This is a genomic window from Chitinophagales bacterium, from assembly GCA_040877935.1.
In the GTDB taxonomy this organism is placed as follows: domain Bacteria; phylum Bacteroidota; class Bacteroidia; order Chitinophagales; family CAIOSU01; genus JBBDNB01.
This window is the reverse complement of the sequence record JBBDNB010000012.1, coordinates 78,871-92,231: the sequence shown is the minus strand read 5'-3', so window position 1 is coordinate 92,231 and position 13,361 is coordinate 78,871. Positions and strand designations below refer to the sequence as shown.

Annotated in this window: 10 protein-coding genes; 3 read left to right on the top strand and 7 right to left on the bottom strand. The window is 37.5% G+C overall.

Translation table 11 applies throughout. The annotated features are described in order from the left end of the window. The first annotated feature begins 2 nt into the window (after window positions 1–2). Window positions 3–1,499, top strand: a complete 1,497-nt coding sequence (locus WD048_03075; protein MEX0811172.1) for a hypothetical protein — start codon at window positions 3–5, stop codon at window positions 1,497–1,499. A 61-nt stretch (window positions 1,500–1,560) separates the two neighbouring features. On the opposite strand, the gene WD048_03070 is transcribed toward WD048_03075, so the two are convergent. The 7 genes from WD048_03070 to WD048_03040 all read right to left on the bottom strand — a co-directional run bounded on the left by WD048_03070 (window position 1,561) and on the right by WD048_03040 (window position 9,991). Then, a complete protein-coding gene (locus tag WD048_03070; protein ID MEX0811171.1) occupies window positions 1,561–2,001 on the bottom strand; it encodes a hypothetical protein in 441 nt (146 codons plus the stop codon). A gap of 358 nt (window positions 2,002–2,359) precedes the next feature. Continuing rightward, window positions 2,360–3,439, bottom strand: a complete 1,080-nt coding sequence (gene dinB, locus WD048_03065) for a DNA polymerase IV (GenBank protein MEX0811170.1) — start codon at window positions 3,437–3,439, stop codon at window positions 2,360–2,362. Window positions 3,440–3,803: 364 nt separating this feature from the next. Further along, entirely contained in the window at window positions 3,804–4,883 is a 1,080-nt protein-coding gene (locus tag WD048_03060) for a cytochrome-c peroxidase (protein ID MEX0811169.1), read from the bottom strand. Window positions 4,884–4,983: 100 nt separating this feature from the next. Further along, complete coding sequence (locus WD048_03055; GenBank protein ID MEX0811168.1) at window positions 4,984–5,805, bottom strand: hypothetical protein; 822 nt, start codon at window positions 5,803–5,805, stop codon at window positions 4,984–4,986. A gap of 212 nt (window positions 5,806–6,017) precedes the next feature. Further along, entirely contained in the window at window positions 6,018–6,995 is a 978-nt protein-coding gene (locus tag WD048_03050) for a DUF4249 domain-containing protein (protein MEX0811167.1), read from the bottom strand. 123 nt (window positions 6,996–7,118) lie between these two features. Then, complete coding sequence (locus WD048_03045) at window positions 7,119–8,072, bottom strand: T9SS type A sorting domain-containing protein (protein ID MEX0811166.1); 954 nt, start codon at window positions 8,070–8,072, stop codon at window positions 7,119–7,121. Further along, the gene (locus WD048_03040; GenBank protein MEX0811165.1) at window positions 8,072–9,991 is read right to left on the bottom strand and encodes a S8 family peptidase; all 1,920 of its coding nucleotides are present in this window, start codon (window positions 9,989–9,991) and stop codon (window positions 8,072–8,074) included. Before WD048_03040 ends, WD048_03045 begins: the two co-directional genes overlap by 1 nt. A gap of 337 nt (window positions 9,992–10,328) precedes the next feature. Here WD048_03040 and WD048_03035 point away from each other — a divergent pair, with 337 nt between their 5' ends. Both WD048_03035 and WD048_03030 read left to right on the top strand, forming a co-directional pair. Then, complete coding sequence (locus WD048_03035; GenBank protein ID MEX0811164.1) at window positions 10,329–12,020, top strand: asparagine synthase-related protein; 1,692 nt, start codon at window positions 10,329–10,331, stop codon at window positions 12,018–12,020. Next, on the top strand, window positions 12,017–13,264 hold the full coding sequence (locus tag WD048_03030) for an oligosaccharide flippase family protein (protein ID MEX0811163.1): 1,248 nt from the start codon (window positions 12,017–12,019) through the stop codon (window positions 13,262–13,264). The genes WD048_03035 and WD048_03030 overlap by 4 nt, the downstream gene beginning before the upstream one ends. Window positions 13,265–13,361 lie beyond the last annotated feature (97 nt).

Below are 13,361 nucleotides of genomic sequence, written 5' to 3'. Positions count from 1 at the left end.
GCTTGTGTTTTATACACTATGCATCTATTGCTCAAAACATTAAAACTTATAAGGGATCTTATAAAGGTGGAGAGGCTACTTATGAGTATTATGAAAATGATGCCTACGAAAGAATATACCATGGTGCATTCACATATATACGGAAATCAGAATCAGGTAATAAAAATGAAATAAAAGGACAATATGCAAATGGATTAAAAGTTGGCGAATGGAAATTTATATCTGACAATATAGTTCAATCTGGAAATTTCAAGGATGATAAATTAGACGGTAAATGGACGAAAATTAAAATTGATGGAGCAAATAAAACACTGATAAGTTCATGCACTTTTAAGGATGGAAAATTAATAGGAGAATTTTACTTCAACAATCACAGTGATTTATATGTTGAAGGCAATTTTAACAAAGAAGGTATTTTTGATGGCAAATGGTTAATAAAAGAAAAAATAAAGAAAAACAATACTTTTATTGAGATTGAAGATATTCAAAAATATGATAAAGGAATATTATATTGGAGGCTTAAGCGCAATATACAGACAGGTAGAATAATTAAGAAACTCGATATTTCAGAGTTTGTTAGAAATTTTCATGTGAATTTTGATAAGTCATCAAATACATCCTTTATAGATGGAATTGAATATGTCTCATTACCTCATCAAAGCAAAGAATTACTTTACCCAAAAAATGACTCAATAAAATATATAGCTAAAAACCATATTGCATTTCAGCCAGACGATATTGTTTGGAGGTATTCAGTTGGTAGATTGTTATTTTTTTATGAAGATCCATTTCGCCTCTATTATAAAGATTATGTAGCAGCCAGCCTTGAAGACTATTTAAAAGAGTACAATCCTGTATTTATTATCATACCTTATGATTTATCACGCGAAAAAAGAGAACTAGACCGATTAAGGAAAATTGAGGAGGATTCAATAAGAATAGCAAAAGTAAAAGCCAAACATAACGAGTTTTTAAACCTCAGAAGCAACACAATTATTAATGTTGAAGAACATAATAAAACCCTTTACTTAAAAAGAAAAGAAATAATAGAGAACTATATCTTAGAAAAATTAAAAAATCAAAATTACAGTTACTCATTAAAAGGTTTTATCCATTTAGATTGCGATTCAAATGGGAGGTCTGAAATTGAATATGATTTGCATACTGATAGTTCTCATATATTAAAAATAATAGAGTACTGGATCCCAGATATATCTGATAAACTTAGGACATGCATTTACCAAAATAATCTCTATATGCAAAGTAGAGCAACTTACCCTATAAATATAGAAAACTATCAAGTTGATTTTATATTAATTGTGAAAAAAAACTCAACATTTCAAGTTAAATCAGAAGAAAACATCCCTCAAGAAATATTACAGGATGTAAAAAATAAATTCAACTCTACATCCCACAAAAAAGGTAAGTATGATATCAATTATCATATAACCAAGTTGAATAAAGCCGTAACTTATAAAGAAATAAAAATTGAGCCTTAAGCCCCCGCTCGTGGCAAGACCCGCTAGCTATGAGCTCCAGCCATCTTGTGCGTTTTCAGAGCTATAGCGTGCTCAAGAATCCCACAAACAAAATTCCAAACCCTCCGATCTCAGCTATGATCAGCGCCACCATAAATGTGATAATCACCCAATTAGGAAGCGTGGATGCTCCCAGTTTGTGGGGTTTTTTCATCTGATTATCGGTGTCTTTTAGCACCCCATGAATCACATACGTTGAAATCGCCAGAGCGAAAAACACGATGGGCGCTGCTGCCGACCAGAAAGTCACCATCTCGGAATAGGGGCTTAGTTCCACAAATTTGGCCAGAACCAGTGTGGCAAAACTATACATCAGCGATGTTCGATGTGCGATATCCACATAGACAGGTGCTTGTGCTTCCTTCGATGAATGGATATGGTAGTACTTCCAAACGCCAGTGATTAGACCAGTGAGAAAGAAAATTCCACAAGCTGTGTACGTAAATAGCAGTGATGGAGCCATAGGGTGATTCTAGTAGATATCTAAAGTAACTGTTAAACCCGAATTATTCATTAGAAAAAATGATTAATGACGAAAAACTTTCTGTTAAGAGTGAGATTTACCAAATAGTTGACTTATTTTGTAAAAAATGCTAAACTCTGTAAGTTTGTTGGCGCCACGTAAAGTCAACCACTACATAATTTTGCAGTGAAATGACGCTAAAAGTTATTTGCGCCAAATGCTAAAAGTTGAAAACAGTGCCAGATAAAAAATCTAAAAGAGATGTCAGCCTCAAAACTGCCACTCCTTTTCCAACAAAGCTTTCAACTTCCAAACAAGTGTATCCATTGAAGCTTAACTTCCATATTCCCCCGTCCAACTAAAACTGCAAAGTCAACTGCGCTCCTGTACCTTTTGGCTGCTCGTTATTAAGATTGGAAAATGTAATGCCCAGCAAACGCACTGATTTTTCTGGGAAGTAGGGCTGGTGCAGCAATTCCCGTACAATTCCCATTATTAATTTTTCATCGGGCTCCAGGAAATAAGGGAAACTCTTGCTGCGCGTGTGCTGCTTAAAATCCTGATACTTGAGTTTTAAGGTGATCGTCCGGCCTTTGGTTTTACTTTTTTTCAGTCGCTCTACTACTTTAGCTGCTATTTTTTCCAGCTCCTGCAGCATTTCTGTTTCACTACTCAAATCGCTTTCAAAGGTATTTTCTGCACCCACCGACTTGCGAATGCGGTTGGCTTCCACCTCCCGTTCATCTTTGCCGCGCACAATGTTGTAATAATGCCTCCCTGATTTACCAAATTGCCGGACCAGTTCAATTTCTGAAAATCCTTTCAAATCTGCACCGTTGTGGATGCCCAGCTTTCTCATTTTTCCCTCTGTTACTTTACCAATGCCGTGAAACTTATTGATAGGCAACTGTTCCAAAAATGCAGTAGCTTTTTCAGGCGGGATTACGGTAATGCCATTGGGCTTATTGACATCACTGGCCACTTTGGCGAGAAACTTATTAAAAGAGATGCCGGCTGAAGCTGTAAGCCCCGTAGTTTCAAAGATCCGCTGGCGTATTTCCTCAGCTATCAAAGTGGCAGAGGGCATTTGCTTTTTATTGCTGGTGACATCCAAGTAGGCTTCATCCAGTGAAAGTGGCTCAACGAGTTCTGTGTAATCTCTAAAAATTTCCCGTATTTGAATGCTCACTGAGCGATACACTTCAAAGCGGTGTTTTACAAAAATAAGATGGGGGCATTTCCGCTTAGCAGTAACAGATGGCATAGCAGAATGCACACCATACTTACGCGCTTCATAACTGGCAGCAGCCACCACGCCTCGTTCCGCGCTACCGCCAACGGCCACCGGCTTGCCGCGTAATGTTGGATTATCACGTTGCTCAATGGAAGCATAAAAAGCATCCATATCTATATGTATGATCTTGCGGATAGCGGGCATCTCCTGCAAAAGTCCGTAATTTTTTGTTTTTGTAAACTACTTAACTGTTTCTCGTTTACACAAAAGCCAAAGCATTGATTATGAATGTCTCCAACTCACCCCAACCAACCCATCACCATTTCACCTGCTTGCCCTGCCTTTGCAGAAACGACTTCGTGCCCCTGCGAATGCCCGCCTGAACGAAGTCGTTCGGGCAGGGTTTGTCCGGGCGGGCAGGCAGGCTGGAACTCGGACATTCTAAAGCGGACACTCAGACTTTATAGACAAACTCTATTTGATTGCTGCCAGTTGAATTTTAAATATTTAAAACCTGTGTTCGGAAATTATTTATTGCTCGGCTCTTAAATAATTATCGAGCTCAGGTTTAAAGCGATGTCATGCCTTCTTCCTGATCTTTTAATGCTTCAGGTACTTCTTTTAATTCATCCGGAATATCGCTGGTTAATGCATTTAGAAAAGCAACGATGTTCTCAACTTCTGAATCACTCAACTTTAGGTCTAATTGAGTGATCGCCATAATTTGAACAGCTTTTTCAAGCGTATCAACACTTCCATCGTGGAAATAAGGGGCTGTTTTGGCTACATTCCTCAGGGAAGGCACTTTGAAAATATATTTTTCAGTTTCATTTTTTGTCACTTCAAAAAGCCCTTCATCTATATTTTTACTTCCGGTATAATCCCAATAGCTGTAATAAACACCAAATTTCTGCAATAGCTCCCCACCTAATAATCTTCCTGCATGACAAGTAGTGCAACCAACCAAAGAAAAAGTCATCATTCCTTTTTTCTGCTTTAGGGTTAATGCACTGGAATCGCCAGCAAGATATTCATCAAATGAAGAAGGGGTAATCATTAGACGCTCAAATACAGCAATGGCTTTTTTAAGGTTCTCATAGTTTATTGCAGATTCTTCCTCAGGAAATGCTTCACTAAATTTCTCTTTGTAAAGTGGAATTTGAGACAATCGCTCAATTAAAAATTCTTCGCTGGGAATAGCCATTTCTATTGGGTTTAAAATCGGCATACCAGCCTGTTCTTCCACATCTTTGGCACGGCCGTCCCAAAATTGACTTTTGTGCAATGCCGCATTAAAGACTGTTGGCGAATTTCTGGGGCCTAAAGTCCCTCCTACTCCTGGCGAAGTCGGTAGATTATCCACACCAAATGTCTCCAGGTTATGGCAGGAATTACAACTCACTGTTCCATCTTTGGACAAGCGCTTGTCGAAATAAAGCAAGCGTCCCAGTTCCACTTTTTCATCTGTGATCTTATTGTTTGGGTTTTCAGCCTTCAAAGGTAAGCTCCCATAAAGCTCAAAATGATCCTGAAGTGCCAAGTTGTATTGTATGTGTTCGCGATCTTCTAATGATTTAGAAGTTTGTTCAGAACTGCAGGCAGTTACAAAAAATACTGACAAGGCAAATAGAAAAGTCCAATAGCGCATATGATAAATTTTAGTTTTTCAATTACAGTAAAATTAAAAAACTACTGCACTATTGTGGCAAAATACAAAAACAATAAAATTGATAGGCTATAAATGGATATTATAATTCTGGTTGATAAGCACGTGCATCATCCAAACACTCCTGTCCGAACAGAATTTTTTCATTGTCATTAATGATACCTATAAAATCCGTAATGTCAGATTTGTTTTCTACCGTCCAGTACATAACACAATCTTCATTGGTGCAATGTTTGCCATGATCCTCATCTTGGTGATTGGCCGTCATGGGCAGTCCAAAATTCACCAAACCGATTGCATGACCTACCTCGTGGATTACAGTTGCCTGCTCTACATTTTTTCTGGAACCGGATGAAACACTATTGATTACAGGCTTAAATATTGCAACATAAGGGGTTTCTCCCAGCGCAACTCCCAGTACATTTTCCTGACGCTCTCCACCCGAACTGTAATAGGCATCTACAAAAAGTATAAAAATATTGCCCGTGCTTCCTTCATTTACCCCTTTCCTGAACTCATCGGCAATTTCTTTGATATCAGCGGAGCTGTAATCCCCTTGTTTTTGTTTTGGGATTTCAGTCATTTCCTGAAGGGTGAGCGGCAAATCTATCTGCGTTTCTACACTACGCCCCTGAAAAAGGGCTTCTATATTGTTTTTGGTCAGATTCCAGGCAGGTTCATTCCCTAATATTCCACCACTTTCAATAATAGGCTCTGCACCTGTTTCATAAGCTACTTCCAGCTTAAGGGTTGATATTCCAGAATAAAAATGATCTAAAGTGTATTTGTCTTCCTTTATATCATTGTCATCGGGATCATTATTGTCTTTATCACATGAGCTGAAAAGCAGCAAAGCAAATAAAACAATAGTCGCTAAACGGAAATTTCGAAAATCAAAAGCCATAGTATTTTTTTATTGAAAAATAAATTTCAGGTAAATTAGCAAAATCATTGGAAAGCTAAAACTACGACAAAAGATTGATTCGATAATATTAGCACCCAGATGTCACAGTTTCAGCAGGTATATACTGATAGAAACAGTTTCAGCAAATCTGAAATCAATTTAATTTTATCATGAAAAATCAGTGTCACCAGCGTTCCATTCATTTACAGCATTTACTCAGGCACAATTATACTCAAATATACTGCCCCATAACCGCCCCAAATACCGAGTCCCCCATTAATATTGGATTTAATACGTGTAGGTGTGCTCAATGGTGAGTCTCCTCCATCATTTTCAATAGTATTCCAAAAATCATAATGGGCCTTGTCAATGGTTGACCATTTCACCTTTACGGTATCACCTTTCCAAAAATAGCTGTATGTTTCCCAATCGATCTCTCTATTGGGATTTTGCCCCGCTTCCAGGGGAAAAGTGTAGGTGCCTCCTCTGAACAATTTATCACTGTAAACTGAAGCTGAAAGTGGTGCATAAAAAGGTTCGTTATTGCGTTTAGTCAGATACCTTATAAAATTACCGCCTGAATCCGGAACTGAAAAGGTGATCGTCACCGAAACAAGACTGTCCTTTTTTTCATCTGGATGCGGAATAACGCCCAGGGAATGTACATCGGGCTTGGCCGGAATACTTGTTTTGGATGTCAAAGTCTTTCCTTCAGCCTCAATCTTTAAGGAATAAGATTTCCGGTATTCTCCCAAAAAAGCATTGCTCGAATCGCCCTGGAACAAATCGATAATTTCTGGAATGGTGTATATACAAATATTGGGCAGTTGCACGGTATCACTAAAACTATAACCAAGGCTTCTGGCCAGTTGACGTTGCACATTTTCAGGAAAAGAAGCCGTACAGAATTCACCTAATTTTACAGAATCGGAATTGGAATACACCCATACATTTGCTCCATTAACAAAATACTGATCGAAATCTTTTAAATTGACTTCTCCAAAAAAGGAGGCATTTCTGCTAAGCGTAACAATGGGTGGGCCACCGGCATTAATACTGCCTTCTACTACCAGTTTGGGTTCTGCCTCGGGCAAATCCAGTTCAATATTGGTTGTGCAGCTTGCAAATAGCAGTAGCATTGCAATACTGCAATAGGTTACAGAAATTTGAAAACAACCTTGTTTAAGCAATTTGAAACAATTTTTAGCCGGGATCAGGTATCAAAATTGCCAAATCTTTTAAAGAAATACACTATACTGAAGAATCTTCCACAAAACTTTTTGAAATAATGGGGGGGGATTATAATGGCAGGATTATAATTTTCTAAACTTTCGCTGCTCTATTGTTTCTCCATTTTTATTCTCCAGATTTGCGATGTAAAGTCCCCTGGAGTATGCTGAAAGATTTATATCAAAATCTATTGCACCACTATTCAGCGTTTTGGTAAATAATTTTCGTCCGGTTAGATCATAAATATTAAAAATAATCCCTTGATCAATTTTCGGCAATTTGCAAAATACCCTTACCTGTTCACTTGTGACATTTACAAGATAAAACTCTCTTTCTTCTGAAAAGGCATTGTCTGAAATTGAACTAATCACTTCCTCTTCTCCCCTTTCTTCATAGGCATTTATCAAATTGGGTTGAATGTTCTTCAGAATCTGCTGATCCTCAAGATATATGGAGCGCGAGAGTTGAATCGCATTGGCATATTTCAACTCAGTATCATCAATCTCGAAAATATAGGTGAAGCTTGCCGAAGAAGGCAGATTGCCCGAAGGACGGTTTATAGCCAATAGATTGTGTTTGATTTCAAAGTTTTGAACACTGCTGCTATCAATCTCAGAGGGTTTAAAATTAGCCATCAGGTGATCATCTACAACAAACCACATTCCTTTATCGTATTTCAGATTGGGGAATTGAGTAATTACAGGGAAACTAATATCAAAATCAATAGATGATTCAATTTCTGAAATGACTTGTTGTCTATCAAATTCAGAACTCTGTTCATTGAAATAAACCAATCTGATCTTGTCTTTTTTGTCTGAACGATGTTGTACACGATCTACCAGCTCTTCATCAATATTAAGCTTTGCTGTAGATGAATTGTGCATCCTGAAGGCATAAACATCGGATTGCTCTTCCCAGTAATAGGGTTCACCGTTTACATACCAGTACAAATCATCCGAATCAGACCTGAAACTGATCAGTGAGATACTCAGTAAGAGCACCGATGTGACAATAATTATTTTGTGCAGAACCTTCATTAGTAGCTGGATTTTACAACCTTACGCGTCTCAATGGCTTGATTTTCTATTATAAAATGAACCAAATACATGCCTGTTGCCCAAGAGTTAGCATCAATCTCCATTGATTCTATTAAAGCCTGAAAATAAACAGTTTTACCCGAAAGATCAACAATTCTTGTATGTATTTCAATATTGGTATTTTGATTACTTAGATTAATTTGCAGTTTGTCTTGTACCAGGGTATTCATACTTATTCCCAATTCATCGGCATCCATTGTATTTCCAATACCTACAGGAGTACCTCCAACGGCTTTCAACGCATTTACCCGACCATAACCGGTTTCCCTGCTTCGGCCTTGCTCATCTTCATTATAATAGTAATTGTATTTAGCACCGCCATCACCTGCATTAACTTTATCAGCGGTATTTAGCAATTCTGATACAACTTCACTGTATTGCTTAGTGTTGTCTTGCCCCAGCATTAAAGCAATAACCCCACTCACTATTGGCGCTGCTGCAGAAGTTTTATGAAAGCTTATATAATCAGAACTTCCATAACCATTTCCCCCGGAAAGATCGGTAGTAAATATACATACACCAGGAGCTGATATATGCATCTTATCTCCATAATTAGTGCCCCATGAACCCGACACATCCCATCCATCATTAGGCGTTTTTCTCAAATCATCAGGTGTTGATGCACCTACACTAATCACTTCATCATAAGAAGATGGATACTGAGGATTATTAATATCATCATAATAATCATTGCCATGTGAAGCGACAATAAAAGTTCCTTTTCCATTTCTTCCATGGTTTATGGCATTGTCTATTTCATTTTTAATTGCAGGGCTCGGAAAATAAGAACCAAAACTACAATTGATCACATCAGCATCGAACCCACTGCTGATTGCTTTTTGCAGTGCCAGTACTACAGAAGCTTCAGATCCATCTATCAACATTGGAATAACTTTAGAATCGTAGGCCACTCCAGCCGAGCCGACTCCATTATTTGCTTTTGCAGCTATCACTCCAGCAACAGCCATACCATGTGCCTGAGAACTACTGGTAAAGTAAAAATTGGAGGCATCATAAGTCTTGTTTTTAATACAATCCCAGCCGCCAAGCATTTGTCCCTGCATATCGGGATGATCGTAGTCAAAACCGAAAAAATCAATCACTGCAACCTTAGTATTTTTTCCTGTAGCTCCATTGTCCCAAGCCTGACCGATTGCGGCATCTGTTGTAGCTTCTTGTTGATAACTTCCACAGGATACAGCCTGCCCGCTGTTTTCTATAAACCAGGATTTTTCAATATCAACATCATTTGCAGCGCCCAAAGGCTCAAAAAGATTGATTCTATTGGGCTGTACTTCTTTTACAATAGCATTTTCTTCTTCATAAATTTTAGCAGAAAGCAAAGCCGAATTGATGTACTCATTTGTGTTGAGATTTTTAAAAAGTACAGTATTGTAGCTATTTTCATGTGCTTTCAGCAATTCTATATTGTAGCGATTTTGCAAATACTCAATTGCTTTTGTTGATTCCAGATCACGCAATTGTAGTAATAGTATATCATCTAAATACAGTGTTTTTTCTTTAAGTCCTTCAGAATAAATAGCTGTAACAGGACTCATTAATCCTGAATTTATATAATGCTCCACAGACTCAGAGGATGAATACTGATCTATGGAAACAATATTTTGGGCAACATACTCAAAGGGAATGTATGTTTTAGCAGTAGCTGCTTCTTTAAAATAATTTTCATGCAATTTGAAAAACTGCTTAGAATGATCAACTTTCCATTCTACCGCTTTACCTGCTTCATACCAATAAAGTGTTTCATTCTGTCCACTGGCAAATAGTCCGGTAATTGTGTTGCTTAAAATAAGCCCGCTTAAAATAAATGCTTTTGCACTCCAGTTCTGTAGCTGCATAATCTTGTCTCTTCTCGTTATCAAATAGTTTTTCGATCTACACACACACTGAGAGAAGAATCACTGCATCCTTTTACGGAAGTGAAATGAAAATGTTTGGCTTTTAAATAAATGAAAGATTCTCCTGAGAGGAATTATGTCGATGGAGTATTTTAAAAGCTGTAGTAGTTGCTTTAATTTGTTAGTGACAGAGGTTTTTATTGTTCAGGGATTTAGCAAAAAACAAGATTCTATTTCCCGAAAAACATGGCTACTTTTACAACAAAGACAATTATTCAAGCAAGGATTGTTGCTCAATTTATTTTGCCAATTCCCTTCATTTGACAAGCAGTTTATTTTGTACGGATTTACTATTATATACAACAATACCGAAGACATTGAATTTGCGGAAATGCAAAAGATCGAATTTATTTCAAGTCAATCTCAAAGTCGGTATTCCTTCTATTATAATCCTCATTCAAAATTTAATAAAGACAAGTGTTTTGGGGAAAATGAGCAGTTTATTGTCGGAATGGACGGGGTTATTTTAAATCTTCGGCAACTTAGAAAAACATATGCGCTTTCAGATAATTTCAAGCTGATACTCCATCTGCACAATCAATTTGGCAAAAATTTCATCAATCAGTTCAGCGGGGAATTTTGTGGTTTTATTTTTGACAAAGACAGCCATGAGCTCTTGTTTTTCACCAACCAGGCTGGCACAAAAAAGGCACTGTACTGCAAAGCCGGAAATTCTACCATAATCAGTCCAGATTTGAAAATTATCAGTGACCTGAAAAGCGAAATAGATGGTGCTAACCAACTTAATTTTAATGCTGCTTATGCCATGCTCACTTTTGGCGGTACATACAAAAGCCAGACACTGATTTCCGGTATCCATAAGCTTTGTGCAGGACAATTGCTGCAAGTCTCCGGAGATAAATTAAGTGTGGAAAATTATCACAGTTTCAATAATATTAAATCAAAAATTTACAGTGAAGAAAAAGCCATTGAGCTGCTTGAAGCACATTTCAGCAATGCCATTGAAATGGAATATCAAAAGGATATTGAGTATGGCTACAAGCATATTGCAACCCTGAGCGGTGGACTGGACTCCAGGATGAATGTAATGGCTGCTGCAAAAATGGGGCTTTCAACACACAATTTTTGTTTTTCGCAATCGGGCTATGCAGATGAGCAAATCTCAAGAAAAATAAGTGCTGACCTGGGCAATACCTACACTTTTATTCCGCTTGATGAAGCCATATATATGGAGCATATTGAAGAAAATCTATCCTGTTACAATGCTTCGATATTTTACCTGGCAGCAGCACATTTTAATTTCGCACTGAAAAAACTCAAACTGAATGATTTTGGACTTATCCATACCGGGCAAATTGGCGGTGCTGTGATGGGAGGTTTTATTTCTAAAAATCCCGATAACCCCGATTACTTTTCCACAGCTACTTCAAAAAAGCTGATCCACAAAATTGATTTTATAAAAACTGATGATTACGCTTCGGAAGAAGTTTTTAAATTCCACAATAGATTATTCAACATAACTGTATCAGGATCATTAATTTGCGAAAATAACCAGAGCTATCTTTGTTCTCCTTTCCTCAATACCGATTTTATTGAGGCCTGCTTGTCTATTGATATCCATCTAAAACAAAACAGCAAGCTCTATTTTAAGTGGATCGAAAAATACAGACCTGAAATTGCGCAGTACAAATGGGAAAAAACAGGTTTTAAACCCAATGCGCAATGGAAAAATGAATTGAGCAGATACCGCAATAAAATTAAACAGATTTATCATAACAAAACCGGGCAATTGCAAAAAACCAGTATGAACCCCTATGAATATTGGTATAGGAAAAACAAAAATATACGAGACCTTTACAAAACCCGTTTTGAGACTCTAATTGATCTGGTCATTGACAAAAACCTGAACAAGGATATGCACTTCTTATTCGAAAAAGGAAATACCTTAGAGAAATCGCTGGTAATTACTTTGCTGGAGGCAATTAATAAATACAATATAAAAGCTTGAGTGCACAGAACTTCATACAATCTTTTCTGAAGCGCAAAGGTGCCTATGTGCTGTTTTCTTCATTTGCGATCAAATTATTGGCTTTCCTGCTTACATTATACGTGATCAGAGTAATTCCAAAAGATGAATTCGGATACATTGTTTATGCTGTTACCATTATTGCCTTTATACTGCCTTTTCACGGTTTTGGCGTACACCAGGGATTGCTCAGGTATGGCTCAATTTCAGAATCGCAGCAATTAAAGAAATACTATTTTAACCTTATCATTAAAAGGGGAATATTCTATTCGGCTATAATGATAGCAGTGATTTGCCTGCTTTCGCCATTGCTCTCCTCCAACCTTGAACAATCGCTGATTTATATCATAGTGTTGAGTTTTCAACTGATCAGTTTGTTGTTGATCGAGAGCATCAGGATTTATACCCGGCTGATCAATCTCAATAAAGGCTTTGCGATTACCGGGATATACAACAGCCTGATTCTACTACTGTCAGCGATGTTAGCCACTTATTTTTGGGGTGGAAAAGGCTATGTGGCAGCGCTTGTATTAGCACCATTTTTCTATTCTGCATACCTCATTAAAAGATTTAATTTGCTGCGGTACAACCGGAAATTAAAGCCACAGCATTCCATCAGGGAATTTTTGAGTTATGGTTTTTATTCAAGCCTGGGTGGTGTATTGTCACAATTGCTCTATGCCGTAGATATTCTGCTTATCGGAAATTTAATACAGGATGCAGAACAACTTGCGCAGTACAAAACTTCCAATATAATCCCTTTTAGCCTGCACATTTTACCGGTCGCCATTATGACCACAGATTTTGTGAAGTTGGCAAAAAATGCCCAGTCAAACAGGACATTTATTAAAGATTATTACCTCAACTACCTGAAAGTAATGCTGTTTATATGCATTGGCATAATCATAGTGTTTTACTTTTTCTCACACGATATCCTGCACATTTTTGGAAAGCAATACACCGAGGACAACAACCTGATGCTTATTTTTTCTATTGGGACTGTTGGTGCACTTTTATTAAGGATTCCACTGGGCAATATGCTTTCTGCTATTGGCTGGCCTAGAGTGAATGCGTTTTTCTCATTAATTGTATTGCTGATAAATGTATTTGCCGGCTATTATTTTGTGTTGCATTACGGAGTACTCGGGGCGGCCTACACCACTGTGTTTTTGATGTGGTTTTCAGGAATTTTGTCTTTGTTTGCACTGGTTAAATTTTTAAAATGAAAGATTCATAAATTCCGGATTTGCTGTTGATGTGCGCGTCTCGCGAGTTTCTCTAATTAATTCGCGCAAATGCAGATCAATTTCTTCAACTAAGAAA

Excerpts from the sequence above, each read along its gene's own strand:
- WD048_03060 (MEX0811169.1), bottom strand. The coding sequence starts at position 4,883 with ATGCGCTATTGGACTTTTCTATTTGCCTTGTCAGTATTTTTTGTAACT.
- WD048_03045 (MEX0811166.1), bottom strand. The coding sequence starts at position 8,072 with ATGAAGGTTCTGCACAAAATAATTATTGTCACATCGGTGCTCTTACTG.
- WD048_03055 (MEX0811168.1), bottom strand. The coding sequence starts at position 5,805 with ATGGCTTTTGATTTTCGAAATTTCCGTTTAGCGACTATTGTTTTATTT.
- dinB (MEX0811170.1), bottom strand. The coding sequence starts at position 3,439 with ATGCCCGCTATCCGCAAGATCATACATATAGATATGGATGCTTTTTAT.
- WD048_03070 (MEX0811171.1), bottom strand. The coding sequence starts at position 2,001 with ATGGCTCCATCACTGCTATTTACGTACACAGCTTGTGGAATTTTCTTT.
- WD048_03040 (MEX0811165.1), bottom strand. The coding sequence starts at position 9,991 with ATGCAGCTACAGAACTGGAGTGCAAAAGCATTTATTTTAAGCGGGCTT.